General features: G+C 68.1%; 15 protein-coding genes. 11 read left to right on the forward strand and 4 right to left on the reverse strand.

What is annotated here, in order from left to right; translation table 11 throughout:
- The 3 genes from ACTWJ5_RS07310 (at window position 1) to ACTWJ5_RS07320 (ending at window position 3,487) form a co-directional block, all read left to right on the forward strand.
- The gene (locus ACTWJ5_RS07310; RefSeq protein ID WP_444437989.1) at window positions 1–888 is read left to right on the forward strand and encodes an NAD(P)-dependent oxidoreductase; all 888 of its coding nucleotides are present in this window, start codon (window positions 1–3) and stop codon (window positions 886–888) included.
- An 11-nt stretch (window positions 889–899) separates the two neighbouring features.
- The gene (locus tag ACTWJ5_RS07315; RefSeq protein WP_444437991.1) at window positions 900–1,691 is read left to right on the forward strand and encodes a hydroxypyruvate isomerase family protein; all 792 of its coding nucleotides are present in this window, start codon (window positions 900–902) and stop codon (window positions 1,689–1,691) included.
- Between the two features lie 131 nt (window positions 1,692–1,822).
- Window positions 1,823–3,487, forward strand: coding sequence for a phosphoethanolamine transferase (locus ACTWJ5_RS07320; protein ID WP_116422436.1), 1,665 nt, complete (start codon window positions 1,823–1,825; stop codon window positions 3,485–3,487).
- Window positions 3,488–3,647: 160 nt separating this feature from the next.
- On the opposite strand, the gene ACTWJ5_RS07325 is transcribed toward ACTWJ5_RS07320, so the two are convergent.
- Window positions 3,648–4,097 (reverse strand): universal stress protein, encoded by a 450-nt coding sequence (locus ACTWJ5_RS07325; protein WP_253408554.1) that lies wholly within the window; start codon window positions 4,095–4,097, stop codon window positions 3,648–3,650.
- 504 nt (window positions 4,098–4,601) lie between these two features.
- A complete protein-coding gene (gene rapA, locus ACTWJ5_RS07330; RefSeq protein ID WP_444437993.1) occupies window positions 4,602–7,457 on the reverse strand; it encodes an RNA polymerase-associated protein RapA in 2,856 nt (951 codons plus the stop codon).
- 230 nt (window positions 7,458–7,687) lie between these two features.
- Here rapA and ACTWJ5_RS07335 point away from each other — a divergent pair, with 230 nt between their 5' ends.
- The 4 genes from ACTWJ5_RS07335 (at window position 7,688) to ccoM (ending at window position 9,111) form a co-directional block, all read left to right on the forward strand.
- A complete protein-coding gene (locus ACTWJ5_RS07335) occupies window positions 7,688–7,981 on the forward strand; it encodes an aspartate-semialdehyde dehydrogenase (RefSeq protein WP_444437995.1) in 294 nt (97 codons plus the stop codon).
- A 49-nt stretch (window positions 7,982–8,030) separates the two neighbouring features.
- Window positions 8,031–8,624, forward strand: a complete 594-nt coding sequence (locus ACTWJ5_RS07340) for an alpha-ketoglutarate-dependent dioxygenase AlkB family protein (RefSeq protein ID WP_444437997.1) — start codon at window positions 8,031–8,033, stop codon at window positions 8,622–8,624.
- A 2-nt stretch (window positions 8,625–8,626) separates the two neighbouring features.
- Window positions 8,627–8,788 carry a hypothetical protein gene (locus tag ACTWJ5_RS07345; RefSeq protein WP_009618525.1) on the forward strand — a complete coding sequence of 54 codons (162 nt, stop codon included), beginning with the start codon at window positions 8,627–8,629 and terminating at the stop codon, window positions 8,786–8,788.
- A gap of 212 nt (window positions 8,789–9,000) precedes the next feature.
- Entirely contained in the window at window positions 9,001–9,111 is a 111-nt protein-coding gene (ccoM, locus tag ACTWJ5_RS07350; RefSeq protein WP_009618523.1) for a cytochrome c oxidase subunit CcoM, read from the forward strand.
- Between the two features lie 449 nt (window positions 9,112–9,560).
- Here ccoM and ACTWJ5_RS07355 read toward each other — a convergent pair whose 3' ends face one another.
- Window positions 9,561–10,031 (reverse strand): MaoC family dehydratase, encoded by a 471-nt coding sequence (locus ACTWJ5_RS07355; RefSeq protein ID WP_253391415.1) that lies wholly within the window; start codon window positions 10,029–10,031, stop codon window positions 9,561–9,563.
- The gene (locus tag ACTWJ5_RS07360; protein WP_444437999.1) at window positions 10,028–10,978 is read right to left on the reverse strand and encodes a lysophospholipase; all 951 of its coding nucleotides are present in this window, start codon (window positions 10,976–10,978) and stop codon (window positions 10,028–10,030) included. Before ACTWJ5_RS07360 ends, ACTWJ5_RS07355 begins: the two co-directional genes overlap by 4 nt.
- 221 nt (window positions 10,979–11,199) lie before the next feature.
- Here ACTWJ5_RS07360 and fadD2 point away from each other — a divergent pair, with 221 nt between their 5' ends.
- The 4 genes from fadD2 (at window position 11,200) to hrpA (ending at window position 20,862) form a co-directional block, all read left to right on the forward strand.
- Window positions 11,200–12,888, forward strand: a complete 1,689-nt coding sequence (gene fadD2, locus ACTWJ5_RS07365; RefSeq protein ID WP_116422430.1) for a long-chain-fatty-acid--CoA ligase FadD2 — start codon at window positions 11,200–11,202, stop codon at window positions 12,886–12,888.
- Window positions 12,889–13,226: 338 nt separating this feature from the next.
- Window positions 13,227–14,912 (forward strand): long-chain-fatty-acid--CoA ligase FadD1, encoded by a 1,686-nt coding sequence (gene fadD1, locus ACTWJ5_RS07370; protein WP_116422429.1) that lies wholly within the window; start codon window positions 13,227–13,229, stop codon window positions 14,910–14,912.
- Between the two features lie 71 nt (window positions 14,913–14,983).
- A complete protein-coding gene (locus ACTWJ5_RS07375; RefSeq protein WP_116422428.1) occupies window positions 14,984–16,669 on the forward strand; it encodes a methyl-accepting chemotaxis protein in 1,686 nt (561 codons plus the stop codon).
- Window positions 16,670–16,809: 140 nt separating this feature from the next.
- Window positions 16,810–20,862, forward strand: coding sequence for an ATP-dependent RNA helicase HrpA (hrpA, locus tag ACTWJ5_RS07380; protein ID WP_116422427.1), 4,053 nt, complete (start codon window positions 16,810–16,812; stop codon window positions 20,860–20,862).
- Window positions 20,863–20,900 lie beyond the last annotated feature (38 nt).

The following is a 20,900-nucleotide window of genomic DNA, read 5'->3' on the forward strand; positions in this document are numbered from 1 at the left end:
ATGTCTGCCTTGCCCTCCATCGCCTTCGCCGGCCTCGGTCTGATGGGCGTGCCCATGAGCCGCCGCCTGCTGGCCGCCGGCTACCCGTTGACCGTGTGGAACCGCTCCGCCGCCAAGCGCGAGCTGCTGGCCGGGGAGGGCGCCCGCGCCGCGCAGAGCCCCGCGCAGCTGTGCGCGGATGCCGGGATCGTCATGCTCTGCCTGGCCGACACCGCCGCCGTGCGCGAGGTGGTGTTCGGCCCCGGCGGCATCGTCGAAGGGGCGAAACCGGGGCAGTTGCTGGTGGACTTCTCCAGCCTGGAGCCGGCCGCCACCCGCGAGATGGCCGCCGAGCTGGAAGCCCGCAGCAGCATGCGCTGGATCGATGCGCCGGTTTCCGGCGGCACCCCGGGCGCCGAGGCCGGCAGCCTGGCGATCATGGCCGGCGGCCGGGTGGAGGACATCGAGCGCGTCCGCCCCGTCCTCGCCCACCTCGGCCAGCGCCTGACGCGCATGGGCGAGGTCGGCGCCGGCCAGGTGACCAAGGTGTGCAACCAGATGATCGTCGCCTGCAACGCCCTGGTGATCGCCGAAGTGGTGGCCCTGGCGGAGAGCGCCGGGGTCGACGCCAGCCTGATCGCCCCGGCCCTGGCCGGCGGTTTCGCCGACTCCAAGCCCTTGCAGATCCTCGCCCCGCAGATGGCTGAGAGCTGCTTCGAGCCCATCAAGTGGCACGTGCGCACTTTGCTCAAGGACCTGGACACCGCGGTGAAGCTGTCCCGCGAGCAGGGCTCGGCCACGCCCATGAGCGGCCTGGCCGCGCAACTGATGCGCCTGCACGGCAGCCAGGGCCACCTGGCGCACGACCCGGCCACCCTGGTCGAGCAGTACCGCCAACCCCGCGATTGAGGAATGCCGCCATGCCGATCTGCGCCAACCTGTCCCTATTGTTCACCGAGCTGCCGCTGATCGAGCGCGTGCGCGCCGCCGCCGAGGCCGGTTTCGCCGGGGTGGAGATCCAGTTTCCCTACGAGGTGCCGGCCGCGGCATTGCAGGCCGAGCTGCAGCGCAGTGGCATGCCGCTGGTGCTGTTCAACCTGCCGGCCGGCGACCTGATGCAGGGCGGCGCCGGGTTGGCCGCGGTGCCGGGGCGCGAGGCGCAGTTCGCCGTCGGGCTGCGCCAGGCCCTGGACTACGCCGAGGTGCTGCGGCCGCAGAAGATCAACGTGCTGGCCGGGCGCCTGGCCGAGGGCGTCGAATGCGAGCAGGCGCTGGCGCTGCTGGCCGAACACCTGCGGCAGACCGCCGAGGCCTTCGCCGGGCGCGGCATTGCGGTGCTGATGGAGGCGATCAACCTGCACGACATGCCCGGCTTCCTGCTCAACACCCCGCAGCATCTGCTGGACATGCTGGCGCGCGTCGGCCACCCGAACCTGGCGGCGCAGCTGGACTTCTACCACATGGCGCGCATGGGCCTGGACCTGGCCGACTGCGTGCGCCAGCTGCAAGGGCATATCGGCCACGTGCAGTTCGCCGACGCCCCCGGGCGCGGCGAGCCGGGCAGCGGCGAACTGGACTTCGGACCGGCGCTGGCGGCCTTGCGGGCCCAGGGCTACGCCGGCTGGCTGGGCGCCGAATACCGCCCGGTTGGCGCTACCAGCGCCGGCCTGGGCTGGTTGCCGGCTTGGCGGGAACGTCTGCAATCGGCCTGAGCCGACAAACGTTGTATCGATTCAGTGGCGAATTTGACACTTTTTTGACTAACTGATCAGTAGATTCGGCGCGCCCGCCGTGACGGTGGGCGATGCCGTTCTTCCGCTGCGCCCAGTCAAGGAGTGCCTCGATGTCCGAGGACAACCGTCACCTGTTACCCACGATCAGTTCCAACCGCCTGGTGCTGCTGTTTTCCCTGGCCCTGGTGCTGTTCTACAACCTCGCCACCTGGAAGGCCCTGGACGGCCTGGTGCCGCTGCAGGGGGCGTATCGCATCGCCTTCTTCGCGTCCTTCGGCGTCTTCCTCTGGGCCGCGTTCAGCCTGCTGCTGACCCTGGTGTCGTTCCGCCCGTTGCTCAAGCCGGCGCTGACCCTGGTGGCGCTGTGCTCGGCCGCCGCCGCCTATTTCATGAACAGCTACGGCATCGCCATCGACACGGTGATGGTGCAGAACGTCTTCGAGACCAACCCGGGCGAGGCCGAGGCGCTGTTCAGCGGCAGGCTGGTGGCCTACCTGCTGCTGCTCGGGGCGCTGCCGTCGGCGCTGGTCTGGGCGCTGCCGGTGGCCTACAAGCCGTTCCTGCGCGGGCTGCTGAACAAGGTATTGGTGGTGTTCGCCTGCGTGGCGGCGGTGGCGGTGATGGTGGGTAGTTTCTATTCCACCTACGCGCCGATCTTCCGCGAGGAAGACAAGCTGACCCACTTCATCAACCCGACCAACTACATCTATGCCGTGACCAAGTATGGCAAGCAGCGCCTGGGCATCAAGAAGGCCGAGCTGGTGGTGCAGAAGATCGGCGAGGACGCGGTGCAGAGCGCCAAGGCTTCGCAGCGGGCGAAGAAGTCGCTGTTCGTCTTCGTGGTCGGCGAGACCGCGCGGGCCGACCACTTCTCGCTCAACGGCTACGCCCGGCAGACCAACCCGGAGCTGGCGAAGCTGGACATCCTCAACTTCACCCAGGTGCATTCCTGCGGGACCTCCACCGCGGTGTCGGTGCCCTGCATGTTCTCCAAGTTCCCCCGCGAGGACTACAGCGACAAGAAGGGCAAGACCTACGAGAGCCTGCTGGACGTGCTGCAGCGCGCCGGCCTGCAGGTGATCTGGCTGGACAACAACAGCGACTGCAAGGGCACCTGCCTGCGCGTGCCGCACCGCGACATCCCGAAGAACCAGCCCGGCCCGTTCTGCGACGGCAACCGCTGCCTGGACGAGGCCCTGCTGCAGGACCTGCAGGCGTACATCGACGGCCTGAAGGACAACGCCATCATCGTCCTGCACGCCGACGGCAGCCACGGCCCGGAGTACTACGACCGCTACCCGGCGGACATGGAGCGCTTCAAGCCGGTGTGCCGCACCAACCAGCTGGGCAGCTGTTCGAAGGACGAGCTGGTGAACGTCTACGACAACACCATCCTCTATACCGACTTCTTCCTGTCGAAGGTGATCGATCTGCTGAAGAAGAACAGCGACAGGTACGACACCTCGATGCTCTACGTCTCCGACCACGGCGAGTCGCTGGGCGAGAACGGCGTGTACCTGCACGCCGCGCCCTACGCCATTGCCCCGGCGGCGCAGGTCCACGTGCCCATGGTGATGTGGTTCGGCCCCTCGACCCTGCGCGACCTGGGCATCGACCGCGGCTGCCTGGCCGGCAAGCGCGACGAGCAGGACCTGAGCCACGACAACCTGTTCCACTCGGTGCTCGGCCTGCTGGACGTGCGCACCAGCCTGTATCAGCCCGGCCTGGACATCTTCCACTCCTGCCGCGGCAACGCGGTGGCGGCGGGTGAGTGACGCCGATGCCGTAGCCTTCTGCTTTTCGTAGGAGCGAGCTTGCTCGCGAACGGATTCCGCAACGGGGCTCGTTCGCGAGCAAGCTCGCTCCTACAGGGGGGCTCCAGGCGAAAAAAGGCCGTGCGGGTCATCCCGCACGGCCTTTTTCATCGGGGTGGACTTAGTTGTCGCGAACCAGCAGCACCGGGCGGTTGCTGACGCGCAGTAGGCCCTCGGCCACGCTGCCCAGCATCAGCCGGCGCACGCCGCGGCGGCCGTGGGTGCCCATGACGATCACGTCGGCCTTGGCGTCCTCGGCCTCCAGCTCGATGCGCTCGGCGATTTCCTCGCTGGCGCGCTCCTGGCACACGCGGTCGAACTTCGCCTTGACCTTGTCGCCGACCTGCTCGCGGGCCTTGGCCAGCACGTCGTCGGCGGCCTTCAGCGCGGCTTCGCGCAGCGGTTCGGGGTTGTAGTAGACGGCATAGTCGGGCAGGTGGCGCAGCGGGCTGTCGACGATGGTGATGACGCGCAGCTCGCCGCCAGTCAGTTGCGCCAGCTTGACCGCCTCGCCCAGCGCGCGGTCGGAAACCGGGCTGCCGTCCACTGCTACCAGAATGCGCTCGTACATGATGTATCCCTCAATGAGTGGCTTGGTGGGAAAACTCTAGCTCTCCCCGGGGTGGATTCCCTTGCGCAGCGTCAATAGTAGACCGTGAGGGCGGATGTGCCGGCGGAAGGGGCTCCGCGCGAGCGGACTTCGTCCGCGGTTTCGCGCGCAGGGCGCGCTCCTACATGGGAATGGTGAGGGTGGGGCAGCGTAGGAGCGGATCTCATCCGCGAATCGCGCCGGATCGCCCGGCTATCGCGGACAAGGTCCGCTCCTACGGGGGAGGCACGCTGTGCTCCCCTGCAACCTATAGGAGCGGGCCCTGCCCGCGATTTCGCGCGCAGGGCGCGCTCCTACATGGGAATGGTGTGGGTGGGGCAGCGTAGGAGCGGATCTCATCCGCGAATCGCGCCGGATCGTCCGGCTATCGCGGACAAGGTCCGCTCCTACAGGGGGACGCCAATTGGGCAGGCATGAAAAAGGCCGCCGCGGTTTCCCGGGGCGGCCTCTTGGGCGTGGCGCGGATCAGCCGGCGACCAGCACGCGGATCGCCTCCAGGCGCAGCGAGGCCTTGTCCAGCAGGGCAACGCTCTCGTCGCGCTGGGTGCGCAGGGCTTCCAGCTCGCTGTCGCGCACGCTGGGGTTGACCTGCTTGAGCGCGGTCAGACGCGCCAGTTCCTCGTCCAGGCTCGCCACCAGTTGCTGGCGGGCCTTCTCCACGCGCTCGGCGTGTCGCGGGGCGATCTTGGCCTCGCCAATGGCGAACTGCTTGGCCAGCACGTCGCGCTGGGCCTGGACGAACTTGTTGGCGCTGGCGCGCGGCACGCTTTCCAGCTGCTCGTGCAGCGTCTCGAAGGCCACCCGGGCGGCCAGGTCGTTGCCGTTGGCGTCGAGCAGGCAGCGCAGCGCCACCGGCGGCAGGAAGCGGCCCAGCTGCAGCTTGCGCGGGGCCACCGCCTCGCTGACGAAGAGCATCTCCAGCAGCACGGTGCCGGGCTTGAGCGCCTTGTTCTTGATGATCGCCACCGAGGTGTTGCCCAGCGAGCCGGACAGCACCAGGTCCATGCCGCCCTGCACCATGGGGTGCTCCCAGGTGAGGAACTGCATGTCCTCGCGGGCCAGGGCCTGGGCGCGGTCGTAGGTGACGGTCACGCCCTCGTCGTCGCCCAGGGGGAAGCTGGCGTCGAGCATCTTCTCGCTGGGCTTGAGGATCAGCGCGTTCTCGGAGTGGTCCTCGCTGTCGATGCCGTAGGTGTCGAACAGCTTCTCCATGTAGATCGGCAGGGCGAACTGGTCGTCCTGTTCCTCGATCGCTTCCACCAGCGCCTCGCCCTCGCCGGCGCCGCCGGAGTTCAGCTCCAGCAGGCGGTCGCGGCCGCTGTGCATTTCCGCTTCCAGGGCCAGGCGCGCGGCCTGGCCTTCTTCGAGCAGGGCGGCGAAGGCGTCGTCGTCGCTGCCTTCGAGCAGTTCCACCAGGCGCGGGCCGTAGCGGTGCTGCAGGGCGTTGCCGGTGGGGCAGGTGGCGAGGAAGGCGTTGAGCGCCTGGTGGTACCACTGGAACAGGCGTTCCTGCGGGCTGTTCTCCAGGTGCGGCACGTGGATCTGGATGGTGTGCCGCTGGCCGATGCGGTCCAGGCGGCCGATGCGCTGTTCCAGCTGGTCCGGGTGGGCCGGCAGGTCGAACAGCACCAGGTGGTGGGCGAACTGGAAGTTGCGGCCCTCGCTGCCGATTTCCGAGCAGATCAGCACCTGGGCGCCGAATTCCTCGTCGGCGAAGTAGGCCGCGGCGCGGTCGCGCTCGAGGATGCTCATGCCCTCGTGGAACACCGTGGCCGGGATGCCCGAGCGCAGGCGCAGGGCGTCTTCCAGGTCCAGGGCGGTCTCGGCGTGGGCGCAGATCACCAGCACCTTGAACTGCTTGAGCATCTTCAGGGTGTCGATCAGCCATTCCACGCGGGGGTCGAAGCGCCACCAGCGGGCGTTTTCGTCGGTGTTGTCGTCGACTTGCGCCTGGAAGCTCACTTCCGGGTACAGGTCCGGGTGTTCGCCGACCGGCAGCTCCATGTATTCCACCGGGTTGGGCAGCGGGTAGCTGTGCAGCTGGCGCTCGGGGAAGCCCTGTACCGCGGCGCGGGTGTTGCGGAACAGCACGCGGCCGGTGCCGTGGCGGTCCAGCAGTTCGCGGATCAGGCGCGCGCGGGCATCGTCGTCGCCACTCTCGACGGCGGCCAGCAGCTCGTCGCCGGCTGCGCCGAGGAAGCCATGGATGGCCTCGCGCGCGGCGGAGGACAGGCGGCCCTGGTCGATCAGTTCCTGCACCGCCTCGGCGACCGGGCGGTACTGGCTGCTCTCGCGGCGGAAGGCCTCCAGGTCATGGAAGCGGTCCGGGTCGAGCAGGCGCAGGCGCGCGAAGTGGCTGTCCAGGCCCAGCTGTTCCGGGGTGGCGGTGAGCAGCAGCACGCCGGGGATGATCTGCGCCAGGGTTTCCACCAGCTGGTACTCGCGGCTGGCCTGCTCCGGATGCCAGACCAGGTGGTGGGCCTCGTCGACCACCAGCAGGTCCCAGCCGGCGGCGCACAGGGCGTCCTGGGCGCGCTCGTCGGCGCGGATCCACTCCAGGGCCACCAGGGCCAGCTGGCTGTCCTCGAAGGGGTTGCTGGCGTCGCTTTCGGCGAAGCGCTCGCGGTCGAACAGCGCCACTTCCAGGTTGAAGCGCCGGCGCATCTCCACCAGCCACTGGTGCTGCAGGTTCTCCGGCACCAGGATGAGCACGCGGCTGGCGCGCCCGGAGAGCAGCTGGCGATGGATCACCAGGCCGGCCTCGATGGTCTTGCCCAGGCCCACTTCGTCGGCCAGCAGGACGCGCGGGGCGATGCGGTCGGCGACCTCGCGGGCGATGTGCAGCTGGTGCGCGATGGGCTGGGCGCGGGCGCCGCCCAGGCCCCAGAGGGAGGATTGCAGCAGGCGGGTGCGGTGTTCCAGGGTGTGGTAGCGCAGGGCGAACCAGGGCATGGGGTCGATCTGCCCGGCGAACAGGCGGTCGCTGGCCAGGCGGAACTGGATGAAGTTGGACAGCTGGGTTTCCGGGAGTATCTTGGCGTCGTTGTGCGAGTTGATGCCGTGGTAGACCAGCAGGCCATCGACCTCCTCGACCTCGCGGACGGTCATCTTCCAGCCTTCGAAATGCGTCACCTCGTCGCCCGGGGCGAAGCGCACGCGGGTCAGCGGGGCGTTGCGTTCGGCGTACTGGCGGGTATCCCCGGTGGCCGGATAGAGCACGGTGAGCAGCCGTCCGTCGAGCGCCAGGATGGTGCCCAGCCCCAATTCTGCTTCACTGTCGCTGATCCAGCGTTGACCCGGTTGATACTGCGCCATGGACACCTCCCGCAAAAAGCCGGCTATGGTAACGGAACACGCGGCTTTCAGCGACGCCCGTTCGCACGCAGCGGCCGGGTGGCATCGCCGCCTCGGGGGGCGATGGGCCTGCGCCGGCTCCGCGCCGCCGGCCAGGACCGGGATGGATGCGGATTGTTCCGTGAAGTGTAGCGACGGCCCCGGCGCCTGCCGCCGCCAGCCGACAACCTGAAGCCCGCGAGGAGCCAGCGACAGCCATGATCCCGCCGATCCCCAGCGACGTACTGCCGGTCACCGCGCAGCAGGACCCGGCGCGCTCGCGCCCGGATGTCGCCCCGGTGGCGCCGGTGGTCCCTGCCACGAGCGATGCCGCCGTGGGCCTGGAGCGCCGCCCGGCGGAAATGACGCCGGAGGAAGAGTACCCGCAGCACCAGCGGCGCCGGCAGCAGGCGCAGGGCGAGGAGGCTGAGCCCGAGGCGCCGGAGGAGCCCGCCGACGACGGCCTGGGCGAGGCGCCGCGCAAGGGCGTGTGGATCGACATCGAGGTCTGAGCGCGCCGCGTAGTAAGCTGTCCTTCCCGACCCGTCTCCCGTCACCGCCATGCTCTTCGCCGACGCGCCCATTCATCTCGAACACGCCGAGCTGCGCCTGATCCCGCACTGGTGCGATGAAGCCTGCGCCACGGCCTGGTTCGCCGAGCTGGTCGAGAACACTCCCTGGGAGCGGCCCAGCGTGCGCCTGCACGGCCGCGACTACCCGGTGCCGCGCCTGGTGGCCTGGTACGGCGACGCCGAGGCCAGCTACCGCTACTCCGGCCTGGTCCACCGGCCGCTGCCGTGGACGCCGCTGCTGGCGGAAATCCGCGAGCGCGTGCAGGCTGAGGTCGGCCAGCGCCTGAACGGCGTGCTGCTCAACTATTACCGCGACGGCCAGGATTCCATGGGCTGGCACAGCGACGACGAGCCGGAGCTGGGCCGCAACCCGCTGGTGGCCTCGCTGAACCTCGGCGGCACGCGGCGCTTCGACCTGCGCCGCAAGGGCCGCGCGGCCATCGAGCATTCCCTGGCGCTGGATTCCGGCAGCCTGCTGGTCATGTCCGGCGCAACACAGCATTATTGGCAGCATCAGGTGGCCAAGACGCGGCGCCCGGTCGCCCCCCGCCTGAACCTGACCTTCCGCCTGGTGCACGCCTGATCATGAGCAACGACGACAAGCTGATCGACTTCAACGCCGAGCGCGACAAGCGCATCCACGACGTCCACGAGAAGCGCCTGCAGGAAGTGCGCAAGGCCTTCGAGCAGGCCCTGCCGCTGGGCAAGGCACGCAAGAAGGGCAAGGGCAAGCCGAAGAAGCGCTGAATCCGCTCCGCCCGTTCCGAACATCCCGCCAGAAGCCGCCCCGCGCGGCCATGCACCGCATCCCAACCCGCCCCGAACTTGATCTGGATCAGTTATCCGAAGCCCCGTGAACCGGGGCTTTGCGGCCATTGATCCAGGTCAATATCGCGCCCCCGGCCGACGCTAACCTGAGCCCATCTTCAAAACGCACAGGGATTCAGGAGGCCAGCATCATGTTCATCGACGAAGTGGTTCTCGCCGGCATTGTCACCGTTGGTCTGATGGTCCTGTTCTGCGGTGGAGTCGGATATTTCATCTGGAAGGACAGCCACAAGAAGGGCTGATCTCCTTCCCGATCACAGAGCACGCAAGGCACTTGGGGCGACTTCGGTCGCCCGTTTTTTTGCCTGCGATTTTTCCTCGCGGACGGAGTCCGCTCCTGCATCCGTGCTTCCCACTCTTGCAGGCTGGGCCGGAATGCTCTTCGTAGGAGCGAGCTTGCTCGCGAACAAACACGCTGCCATGCGGTTCGCGAGCAATCTCGCTCCTACGAGAAGCCAGAAGCAGTGCCCGCCGGTATGGTAGGGCTCCGCCCGCGCAGGTCGCACGATGGCCAGGAGAAACGCCATCGCAGGATGGGTTGAGCGAAGCGATACCCATCGCCACGACCGCATGGGTTTCGCAGGCTCAACCCATCCTACGAAGAGCATCTCGGCGCAGTCGGCTTCGAGGCAATGAATAAAAAACGCCGCTTCCCCCTCGGGGGAAAGCGGCGTTTTTTTGTGGGCGCGGATCAGCCGATGGTGATCGGCGGCAGCGCCGGCAGTTCGATGTCCAGCTTCTGCTTCGGCGCCAGCACCTCGGCTTCGCCTTCCACCACCGCCTCGCCGTTCTGGTTGAGCACGCGGGTGCCGATGCGCACGCGGTTCTTCGGCAGTTTTTCCAGCACTTCCAGCTCCACATCGAGCACGTCGCCGATCTTCACCGGGCGGGTGAAGCGCAGGCTCTGGCCCAGGTAGATGGTGCCCGGGCCGGGCAGGGTGGTGGCGATGGCGGCGCTGATCAGCGCGCCGCTGAGCATGCCGTGGGCGATGCGCTCCTTGAACAGGGTGGTGGCGGCGTAGTCGGCGTCCAGGTGGACCGGGTTGCGGTCGCCGGAGACTTCGGCGAAGAGCTGGATGTCGCGCTCGCCGACCGGGCGCTGGAAGCAGGCCTTCTGCCCGACTTCGAGCTCGGCGTAGGGAACGTTCTGCACCTGGGTCATGGCTTTTCCTCGTGGTTCGCGCCTTGGCCTGCGGAAAGGATTCCGTCCAGCCAGGCGATCAGGTTGCGGGTGACCTCGTCGCGGTTGGTCTCGTTGAACAACTCGTGGCGGGCCTCGGGGTAGATCTGCGTCTGCACGTCGCGCAGTCCGGCGCGGCCCAGCGCCCCGGCCAGGTCGCGCAGGCGCTTGCCCTGGCTGACCGGGTCGCGCTCGCCGCCGATGATCAGCAGCGGCAGGGCCTTGTCGATGCGCGCCAGGTGCTGCACCGGGGTGATGTCCTCCAGGCCGCCGAGCAGGTCCAGCCACAGCTGGTTGCTGCAGCGGAAGCCGCACAGCGGGTCGCTGATGTACTTGTCCACCTCGCGGGTGTCGCGGCTGAGCCAGTCGAATTCCGTGCGGTTGGGCTTGAAGGCCTTGTTGAACGAGCCGAAGGAGAGGAATTCGATCAGCGCGCTGCGCCCCAGCGGGCCCTGGCGCCAGCGCTCGAAGCGGGCCACCAGGCGCGCGGCGCGGTACAGCGCGATGCTCTGGTAGTTGGAGCCGGAGAGCACCGCGCCTTGCAGCGTGGCGCTGTGCTGCAGCAGGTAGGCGGTGGCGATGTAGCTGCCCATGCTGTGGCCGAGCAGGACCACCGGCAGGCCGGGGTGCTGCTCGCGCACGTGGCGGTTGAGGCTGAGCAGGTCGCCCACCACCTTGCCCCAGCCGCCCTGGTCGGCGTAGTGGCCCAGGTCGCCGTGCTCGGCGGTGCGGCCGTGGCCGCGCTGGTCGATGGCCAGCAGCGACCAGCCGGCGGCGTTCAGCGCCTCGCCCAGGCGGGCGTAGCGCCCTGCGTGCTCGGCCATGCCGTGGGAGAGCATCACCACGCCCTTGGCTGCGTCTGCGGTCCAATGGTGGGTGTACAGCGGGGTCTGGTCGCTGGCGGTCAGCCAGTAGGCGGCGTACGGCATGGGCAATCCTTGTGCCGGCTCGGAGTGGCGGCATTCTAGCAGCGCCTGGCGCTGCGCAGCATCCCGCCGGCGGTGGCGCAAGATTCACGAAGTAAATGGGAATGGCCGAACTATTTGCGCTGCACCGGGCAACTGCTACTTTGCGACGGATGCCCCTGCGCCGGATGCCCGAGGGAGCCGGCCGGGAACAGCCTTGCAGGTAATAAAGAGGACAACAGCCAATGCAAGCGGAATTCTGGAACGACAAACGTCCCGCCGGCGTGCCCAGCCAGCTCGACCTGGGCGCCTACAAATCGGTGGTGGAAGTGTTCGAGCGCTCCTGCAAGCGCTTCGCCGACCGCCCGGTGTTCAGCAACATGGGCGTGACCCTCACCTACGCCGAGCTGGACCGCCTGTCCGCCGCCTTCGCCGCCTACCTGCAGCGCAACACCGACCTCAAGCCCGGCGAGCGCATCGCCGTGCAGATGCCCAACGTCCTGCAATACCCCATCGCCGTGTTCGGCGCCCTGCGCGCCGGCCTGGTGGTGGTCAACACCAACCCGCTGTACACCGCCCGCGAGATGCGCCACCAGTTCAAGGACTCGGGCGCGCGGGCGCTGGTCTACGTCAACCTGTTCGGCAAGCTGGTGCAGGAAGTGCTGCCGGACACCGGCATCGAATACCTGATCGAGGCGCAGATGGGCGACCTGCAGCCGGCGCTCAAGGGCCTGCTGGTCAACGCCGCGGTCAAGCACGTGAAGAAGATGGTCCCGGACTACCAGCTGCCCCAGGCGGTGCCCTTCAAGGAGGTGCTGCGCCAGGGCCGCGGCCATGCGCTGCAGCCGGTCAAGGTCGGCCTGGAGGACATCGCCGTGCTGCAGTACACCGGCGGCACCACCGGCGTGGCCAAGGGCGCCATGCTCACCCACGGCAACCTGGTGGCGAACATGCTGCAGGTGGACGCCTGCCTGTCGCAGCACGGCCCCGACGGCCGCCCGCTGATGAACGAGGGCGGCGAGGTGATGATCGCGCCGCTGCCGCTGTACCACATCTATGCCTTCACCGCGAATTGCATGTGCATGATGCACAACGGCAACCACAACGTGCTGATCAGCAACCCGCGGGACATCCCCGGCTTCATCAAGGAGCTGAAGAAGTGGCGCTTTTCCTCGCTGCTGGGGCTGAACACCCTGTTCGTGGCGCTGATGGAGCACCCGGAGTTCAAGGACCTGGACTTCTCCAACCTCAAGGTCACCAACTCCGGCGGCACCGCCCTGGTCTCGGCCACCGCCGAGCGCTGGAAGGCCGCCACCGGCTGCACCGTGGTCGAGGGCTATGGCCTCACCGAGACCTCGCCGGTGGTCAGCACCAACCCCTACGGCGAGCTGGCGCGCCTGGGCACCGTGGGCATCCCGGTGCCGGGCACCGCGCTGAAGGTGATCGACGACGAGGGCAACGAGCAGCCCGTGGGCGAACGCGGCGAGCTGTGCGTGAAGGGCCCGCAGGTGATGAAGGGCTACTGGCAGCGCCCGGAGGCCACCGAGGAGGTGCTGGACGCCGAGGGCTGGCTGCGCACCGGCGACATCGCGGTGATCGACGCGGACGGTTTCGTACGCATCGTCGACCGCAAGAAGGACCTGATCATCGTTTCCGGCTTCAACGTCTACCCCAACGAGATCGAGGACGTGGTCATGGCCCACCCGAAGGTGGCCAACTGCGCCGCGGTCGGGGTGCCGGACGAACGTTCCGGCGAGGCCGTCAAACTCTTCGTCGTGGCCCGTGAGCCGGGTCTGACGGTGGAGGAGCTGAAGGCCTACTGCAAGGAGAACTTCACCGGCTACAAGGTTCCCAAGCAGATCGTCCTCAAGGAGGCCCTGCCGATGACCCCGGTGGGCAAGATCCTGCGCCGCGAGCTGCGCGAGAGCGCCTGACCGGTTCGGCCGCAACAACCCTCCGAACGGAGGCTGGTCCGACGACCCGCCTCCGTTTTTTTCGTCTCGCTTTCCCTGGCAGCGTCTTTGTCAGACAATCCAACAAGGCCGCAGCCCTTCTGGCACGGGCTTTTCCGACCGATGGACGGGTTGTGACCGATTTGCCTGCTTTTGGTCATTTTTATGACTGGGTAGGCTGTGTTTGGTGCTGGTCGGGTTTTGGCAAAGCTGTTAATCTCGGCCCGCTTTTCGCTCCCCGACTCAAGGGAAAGCGGCACAAACACAACAAAGAACCGCGTACGCGGTAAAGATAAGCTGTTGCTTAGGAGTGGGCTTCCATGATCGACAATTTCTGGAAGGACAAATACCCAGCAGGTATCGCTGCCGAGATCAATGCCGACCAGTACCCGAACATCCTCGCGGTGCTCAAGGAGTCCTGCCAACGCTTTGCCAACAAGCCTGCCTTCAGCAACCTTGGCAAGACCCTGACCTACGGCGAGCTGTACCGCCTCTCCGGTGATTTCGCCGCCTACCTGCAGAACAACACCGACCTGCAGCCGGGCGACCGCATCGCGGTGCAGCTGCCCAACGTCCTGCAATACCCCATCGTGGTGTTCGGCGCCATGCGCGCCGGCCTCATCGTGGTCAACACCAACCCGCTGTACACCGCGCGGGAGATGGAGCACCAGTTCAACGACTCCGGCGCCAAGGCGCTGGTGTGCCTGGCCAACATGGCCCACCTGGCCGAGGAAGTGCTGCCGCGCACCGGCATCCGCCACGTGCTCATCACCGAGGTCGCCGACCTGCTGCCGCCGCTCAAGCGCCTGCTGATCAACGCGGTGGTCAAGTACGTCAAGAAGATGGTCCCGGCCTACCACATCGGCAACGCCGTCAAGCTCAACGACGCCCTGGCCAAGGGCCGCGGCAAGAGCGTGCGCGAATCCTCGCCGAAGGCCGACGACGTGGCCGTGCTGCAGTACACCGGCGGCACCACCGGGGTGGCCAAGGGCGCCATGCTGACGCACCGCAACCTGGTGGCCAACATGCTGCAGTGCAAGGCACTGATGGGCGCCAACCTCAACGAGGGTTGCGAGATCCTCATCGCGCCGCTGCCGCTGTACCACATCTACGCCTTCACCTTCCATTGCATGGCGATGATGCTCACCGGCAACCACAACATCCTGGTGACCAACCCGCGCGACCTGAACGCCTTCTCCAAGGAGCTGGCGCAGTGGAAGTTCACCGGCTTCGTCGGCCTGAACACCCTGTTCGTCGGCCTGTGCAACAACGAGGCGTTCCGCAAGCTGGACTTCTCCAGCCTGAAGCTGACGCTCTCCGGCGGCATGGCCCTGCAACAGGCCGCGGCCGAGCGCTGGAAGGAAGTCACCGGCTGCGCCATCTGCGAAGGCTACGGCATGACCGAGACCAGCCCGGTGGTGTCGGTGAACCCGTTCCAGAACATCCAGATCGGCACCATCGGCATCCCGGTCCCGTCGACCCTGTGCAAGGTCATCGACGACGCCGGCAACGAGCTGCCCCTGGGCGAGCGCGGCGAGCTGTGTGTCAAGGGCCCGCAGGTGATGAAGGGCTACTGGCAGCGCCAGGAAGCCACCGACGAGATCCTCGACGCGGACGGCTGGCTGCGCACCGGCGACGTGGCGATCATCCAGGAAGACGGCTACATGCGCATCGTCGACCGCAAGAAGGACATGATCCTGGTCAGCGGCTTCAACGTGTATCCCAACGAGCTGGAAGACGTCCTCGCCACCCTGCCGGGCGTGCTGCAGTGCGCCGCCATCGGCGTGCCGGACGAGCGCTCCGGCGAGGTGATCAAGGTGTTCGTGGTGCCGCGCCCGGGCGTGACCCTGACCAAGGAGCAGGTGGTCAAGCACATGCACGACAACCTGACCGGGTACAAGCGTCCGAAGTACGTGGAATTCCGCGAGAGCCTGCCGACCACCAACGTCGGCAAGATCCTCCGTCGCGAATTGCGCGACCAGGAGCTAAAGAAGGCCCAGGCCTGAGCCGATAACAAGAAACCCGCCCCACGGCGGGTTTTTTGATGCCGTCGCCCCTGCCTATGGAGGCTGCCACCGTGATTCCCTCCCTGCGCCTGCGCGCCAAGGTCCTGAGCCTGGCGCTACTCCCGATCCTGATCCTCACCCTGGTGCTCTGCGCCGTGGCCCTGGTGGCCCTGCAGCGGCTGTCCGGCCAGCAGGAAGAACAGATCCGCCAGAGCCTGATCGACGACCGCCAGGTCCAGCTCAAGCAGTTCGTCGACGTCGCCCTGGCGGCGGTCGGCCCGCAGTACCAGGCCGCGGCCGAGGGCGATGCGGCGGCGCGCGAGGCCGGGGTGGCGCTGCTCAAGCGCCTGGCCTACGGCAACGGCGGCTACTTCTGGGGCTACGACACCCGCTCGGTGCGCGTCTTCCAGGGCACCAGCGAAGAGCGCATCGGCGAAGACTTCAGCAGCTTCCGCGACCCCAACGGCGTCTACGCCATCCGCGAGCTGGTGCGCGCCGGCCAGGACGACAGCCACTACGTGCACTACAGCTTCACCCGCCCGGGCAACAGCGCCGTCGTGCCGAAGATCGGCTACGCGCAGTACCTGCCGAAGTGGAACCTGGTGTTCGGCACCTCGCTGAACCTGGACGACATCGAGGAAGACGTGGCCAAGGCCCGCGAACATCTGCACGGGCAGATCAACAGCCTGCTGACGCTGATGATCGGCTCGGCCCTGGCGCTGCTGGTGATCATCGCCCTGGTGGCGGTGCCCACCGGCAACGCCATCGTCCGCCCGCTGCTGCGCGTCAAGGCCAACCTCGACGACATGGCCGCCGGCGACGGCAACCTGACCCACCGCCTGCCGGTGGAAAGCCGCGACGAACTGGGCGAGCTGGCGCAGTCGTTCAACCGCTTCGTCGAGAAGATCCACACCCTGGTGCAGCAGGTGGCCGGCACCACCGGGCAACTGTCCGGGCTGGTCGGCAACGTCGCCCAGCAGGCGCAGCGCTCGGAGCAGGCGATGGCCGGCCAGCGCAGCGAGACCGACCAGGTGGCCACGGCGATCAACGAAATGACCGCCGCTGCCCAGGAAGTGGCGCGCAGCGCCCAGCGCGCCGCCGATGCCGCCCGCGACACCGACCGCGAGGGCCAGGCGGCCAAGCGCGAGGTGGACCTGTGCGTGGCGCAGATCAACGACCTGGCCGGCGAGGTGAGCAGCAGCAGCGAGGCCCTGGACACCCTCAGCCAGGACGTGCGCGGCATCGTCGGCGTGCTGGAGGTGATCCGCTCCATCGCCGAGCAGACCAACCTGCTGGCGCTCAATGCCGCCATCGAGGCGGCGCGGGCCGGCGAGGCCGGGCGCGGCTTCGCGGTGGTCGCCGACGAAGTGCGCGCGCTGGCCAGCCGCACCCAGCAGAGCACCGGCGAGATCCAGCAGATGATCGACCGCCTGCAGGCCACCACCGCCGGTTCCGTGCAGGCCATGCAGCGCGCCAGCGAGATGGCCGGGCGCACCCGCAGCCAGGCCGACCAGGCCGGGCAGTCGCTGGACGCCATGGCCAACCTGATCGGCACCATCAACTCGATGAACGCGCAGATCGCCAGCGCCGCCGAGGAACAGACCGCGGTGGCCGAGGAGATCAACCGCAGCGTGCACCAGATCGCCGACGGCGTGGACCGGGTGGCCGAGGACGCCGTGCAGGGCGCGCGCACCGCCGGCGAGCTGAGCGGCCTGGGCGAGCGCCTGCGCCAACTGGTCGGCCAGTTCCGCATCTGATTCGCGCCTGAAACCCCGCCGCCACGCACTGGGCGTGGCGACGCGGGGCGTTACTCTGCGACAATCGCGCCTTTGCCCCTTTCCGGAAGCGGCCGCCGCCAGGCGCGCGGCCGCCTCCGGCACAGACGCCAGCTCAGCCGATGACCGACGTAACGCCCAGCCCCGAACAGCTCCTGCAACGCCTCGACCACGCGTTGATCCGCGACCGCCACCGCCTGCGCCGGCAGTTCCACGAACTGCGCAAGCACCCCGACGACGGCAAGCTGGCGCAGTGGGTGGAGCGCTTCCAGGCTTCCTGCGCCAAGGTCGAGGCGCGCCGCGCCAGCGTCCCGGCGATCCGCTACGACGACAGCCTGCCGATCGCCGCCAAGCGCGACGAGATCAAGGCCGCGCTGCTCAAGAGCCAGGTGGTGGTGATCGCCGGCGAGACCGGCTCGGGCAAGACCACCCAGCTGCCGAAGATCTGCCTGGAGCTGGGCCGCGGCAGCCACGGCCTGATCGGCCACACCCAGCCGCGCCGCCTGGCCGCGCGCAGCGTCGCCACGCGGGTGGCCGAGGAGATCGGCACACCGCTGGGTTCGCTGGTGGGCTACCAGGTGCGCTTCGAGGACCAGAGCGACGACAGCACCCTGGTCAAGCTGATGACCGACGGCATCCTGCTCGCCGAGACCCAGCACGACCGCTACCTGGAGCGCTACGACACCATCATCGTCGACGAGGCCCACGAGCGCAGCCTGAACATCGACTTCCTGCTCGGCTTCCTCAAGACCCTGCTGCCGCGCCGGCCGGACCTGAAGCTGATCATCACCTCGGCGACCATCGACCTAGAGCGCTTCTCGAAGCACTTCGGGGATGCGCCGATCGTCGAGGTTTCCGGGCGCACCTACCCGGTGGACACCTGGTACCGGCCGCTGGCCGCCGAAGTGGACGAGGACGGTGAAGCGCTGTTCGACGACCTTTCGGTGGACGAGGGCATCCTCCGCGCCCTGGACGAAATCGCCGCCCACGAGCGCGAAGTCGGCAAGCGCCCCGGCGACGTGCTGGTGTTCCTCCCCGGCGAACGGGAAATCCGCGACGCCGCGGACATGCTGCGCAAGGCCAACCTGCGCCACACCGAAGTGCTGCCGCTGTACGCGCGGCTGACCCCGGCGGAGCAGCAGAAGATCTTCGCGCCCATGCCGGGGCGCAAGATAGTGCTGGCCACCAACGTCGCCGAGACCTCGCTGACGGTGCCGGGCATCCGCTACGTGATCGACAGCGGCACCGCGCGCATCAGCCGCTACAGCTACCGCGCCAAGGTCCAGCGCCTGCCCATCGAGGCCGTGTCCCAGGCCAGCGCCAACCAGCGCAAGGGCCGCTGCGGGCGGGTCGAGCCGGGCATCTGCGTGCGTCTGTACAGCGAAGACGACTTCAACGGCCGGCCGGCCTTCACCGACCCGGAGATCCTCCGTACCAACCTGGCGGCGGTGATCCTGCAGATGCTCCACCTGCGCCTGGGCGACATCGAGGCCTTCCCCTTCATCGAGCCGCCGGACGGCAAGGCGATCAAGGACGGCTTCACCCTGCTGCAGGAACTCTCGGCGGTGAACCGCGAGGGTCAGCTGACGCCGCTGGGCCGCCAGCTGGCGCGTCTGCCGGTGGACCCGCGGCTGGGCCGCATGCTGCTGGAAGCGGCCCACCAGGGCAGCCTGAACGAAGTGCTGACGGTGGCCAGCGCGCTCTCCGTGCAAGACCCGCGCGAACGCCCGATCGAACGCCAGCAGGCCGCCGACCAGGCCCATGCGCAGTGGAAGGACCCGGATTCGGACTTCGCCGCGCTGATCAACCTCTGGCGCGGCTTCGAGGAACAGCGCCAGGCCCTGGGCTCCAACGCCCTGCGCGCATGGTGCCGGAAGAACTTCCTCAACTATCTGCGCCTGCGCGAATGGCGCGACGCGCACCGCCAGCTCACCCTGATCTGCCGCGAACTCAAACTCCCCTTCGGCAAGGGCGATGCTTCTCGTAGGAGCGAGGGGGGCGCCTCAGTCATTGCTCGCGAACAACCCAACGCTCCGAAACCCCAGGCCGGCAAAGACGCAAAGAGCGTTCGCGAGCAAGCTCGCTCCTACAAAGACGGGGAGCAGCCCAAGCGCGACATCGACTACGCCGCCGTGCACAAGGCCATCCTCTCCGGCCTGCTCAGCCAGATCGGCCAGAAGTCCGAGGACGGCGACTACCTGGGCGCGCGCCAGCGGCGCTTCTGGGTCCACCCCTCCAGCGTCATCGGGCGCAAGAAGCCGCAGTGGATCATGGCCGCCGAACTGGTGGAGACCACCAAGCTGTTCGCCCGTATGGTCGCCAAGATCGAGCCGGACTGGCTGGAGCCCCTGGCCGCGCACCTGGTGAAGAAGAACCACCTGGAGCCGCACTGGGAGAAGAAGCGCGGCCAGGTGGTGGCCTACGAGCAAGTGACCCTCTACGGGCTGATCATCGTCGGCCGCCGCGCCGTGCACTACGGCCCCATCGACCCGCCGGTGGCCCGTGAGCTGTTCATCCGCGAGGCCCTGGTGCGCGGCGAGATCAACAGCCGCGCCAGGTGCCTTGCCGCCAACCGCCAGTTGCTGGAGAAGCTCGACGAGCTGGAAGCTAAGGCGCGCCGCCGCGACATCCTCGCCGACGAGGAAACCCTGTTCGCCTACTATGACGCGCGCCTGCCGGCGGACATCTACCAGACCGCCAGCTTCGAGAAGTGGTACGAGCGCGAGCACAAGCAGCAGCCCGACCTGCTGATCATGCGCGAGGAAGACGTGCTGGCCCGCGACGCCAGCGAAGTCACCGCCGGCCTCTACCCGGACCGCCTGCGCCTGGGCGAGCTGCAGCTGCCGCTGACCTACCACTTCGAACCGGGCCACCCGCGCGACGGCGTGACCCTGCGTGTACCGGCGCCGCTGCTGCCGCAGCTTCCCGCCGAGCGCCTGGAATGGCTGGTGCCGGGCCTGCTGGAAGCCAAGTGCGTGGCCCTGGTGCGCAACCTGCCCAAGGCCATCCGCAAGAACTTCGTGCCGGTGCCGGACTTCGTCCGCGCCGCGCTGGGCAAGATGACCTTCGCCGAAGGCGCGCTGCCCGGGGCCCTGGGCCGCGAGCTGCAACGCATGACCGGCAGCCGCGTGGCCGAGGAAGCCTGGGCCGAGGCCGCCGCGCTGGTGGAAAGCCACCTGCGCATGAACATCGAGGTGGTGGACGCCCGCGGCAAGTTCCTCGGCGAAGGCCGCGACCTCGCCGAACTCACCGCGCGCTTCGCCGAAGCCAGCCAGGCCGCCCTGGCCATCCCCCAGGCCGACAAGCCGCAGAAGCCGGTGGAAGCCAAGGGCTTCGCCGAGGTGGCGGAAAAGGCCCAGCAGAAGATCGCCGGGCTGTCGATGACGGTCTACCCGGCGCTGGTGGAAGAGGGCGGGGTGGTCAAGGAAAACCGCTTCCCGACCCAGGCCGAGGCCGAGTACCAGCACCGCCGCGCCCTGCAGCGCCTGCTGCTGCAGCAACTGGCCGAGCCGGCCAAGTTCCTGCGTGGCAAGCTGCCGGGGCAGACCGAGATGGGCCTGCTGTACCGCGAACTGGGCCGCGTCGAGGCGCTGGTGGAAGACATCCTCCTGGCCAGCCTGGACGCCTGCATCCTCGAAGGCGAGGCCAGCCTGCCCCGCGACGGCGCGGCCCTGGCTTCGCTGGCGGAGAAAAAACGCGGCGCCTGGACCGAGCACGCCGAACGCATCGCCCGCCTGGTGCTGGACATCCTCAAGCTCTGGCACGGCCTGCAGAAGCGCTTCAAGGGCAAGGTCGACCTGGCCATGACTGTGCCGCTCAACGACGTGAAGGGGCAACTGGCCAACCTGGTCTATCCCGGCTTCGTTCGCGACACCCCGCTGGAATGGCTGAAGGAATACCCGCGCTACCTCAAGGCCGTGGAACAGCGTCTGGACAAGGTCGCTGGGCAAGTCCAGCGCGACCGCGTGTGGAGCGGCGAGATGGCCGGCTACTGGGACCAGTACAAGGCCCGCCAGGCCAAGCACGCCCAGGAAGGCAAGCGCGATCCGGAACTGGTGCTGTACCGCTGGATGCTGGAGGAGTACCGCGTGTCGCTGTTCGCCCAGCAACTGGGAACGAAGGTGCCGGTGTCGGACAAGCGGCTGAGCAAGCAGTGGGGCCAGGTCGAGGCCTGACGCAGGGCTGATCGCTTTTGGTAGGAGCGGACTCCGTC

This window comes from Pseudomonas sp. A6, from assembly GCF_052367875.1.
GTDB classification, from domain to species: Bacteria; Pseudomonadota; Gammaproteobacteria; order Pseudomonadales; family Pseudomonadaceae; genus Pseudomonas; species Pseudomonas citronellolis.

What these genes read in the sequence shown, in the direction of transcription:
- ACTWJ5_RS07310 (WP_444437989.1), top strand. Translation starts at nt 1, where the DNA reads ATGTCTGCCTTGCCCTCCATCGCCTTCGCCGGCCTCGGTCTGATGGGC.
- ACTWJ5_RS07315 (WP_444437991.1), top strand. Translation starts at nt 900, where the DNA reads ATGCCGATCTGCGCCAACCTGTCCCTATTGTTCACCGAGCTGCCGCTG.
- ACTWJ5_RS07320 (WP_116422436.1), top strand. Translation starts at nt 1,823, where the DNA reads ATGTCCGAGGACAACCGTCACCTGTTACCCACGATCAGTTCCAACCGC.
- ACTWJ5_RS07325 (WP_253408554.1), bottom strand. Translation starts at nt 4,097, where the DNA reads ATGTACGAGCGCATTCTGGTAGCAGTGGACGGCAGCCCGGTTTCCGAC.
- ACTWJ5_RS07335 (WP_444437995.1), top strand. Translation starts at nt 7,688, where the DNA reads ATGATCCCGCCGATCCCCAGCGACGTACTGCCGGTCACCGCGCAGCAG.
- ACTWJ5_RS07340 (WP_444437997.1), top strand. Translation starts at nt 8,031, where the DNA reads ATGCTCTTCGCCGACGCGCCCATTCATCTCGAACACGCCGAGCTGCGC.
- ACTWJ5_RS07345 (WP_009618525.1), top strand. Translation starts at nt 8,627, where the DNA reads ATGAGCAACGACGACAAGCTGATCGACTTCAACGCCGAGCGCGACAAG.
- ccoM (WP_009618523.1), top strand. Translation starts at nt 9,001, where the DNA reads ATGTTCATCGACGAAGTGGTTCTCGCCGGCATTGTCACCGTTGGTCTG.
- ACTWJ5_RS07355 (WP_253391415.1), bottom strand. Translation starts at nt 10,031, where the DNA reads ATGACCCAGGTGCAGAACGTTCCCTACGCCGAGCTCGAAGTCGGGCAG.
- ACTWJ5_RS07360 (WP_444437999.1), bottom strand. Translation starts at nt 10,978, where the DNA reads ATGCCGTACGCCGCCTACTGGCTGACCGCCAGCGACCAGACCCCGCTG.
- fadD2 (WP_116422430.1), top strand. Translation starts at nt 11,200, where the DNA reads ATGCAAGCGGAATTCTGGAACGACAAACGTCCCGCCGGCGTGCCCAGC.
- fadD1 (WP_116422429.1), top strand. Translation starts at nt 13,227, where the DNA reads ATGATCGACAATTTCTGGAAGGACAAATACCCAGCAGGTATCGCTGCC.
- hrpA (WP_116422427.1), top strand. Translation starts at nt 16,810, where the DNA reads ATGACCGACGTAACGCCCAGCCCCGAACAGCTCCTGCAACGCCTCGAC.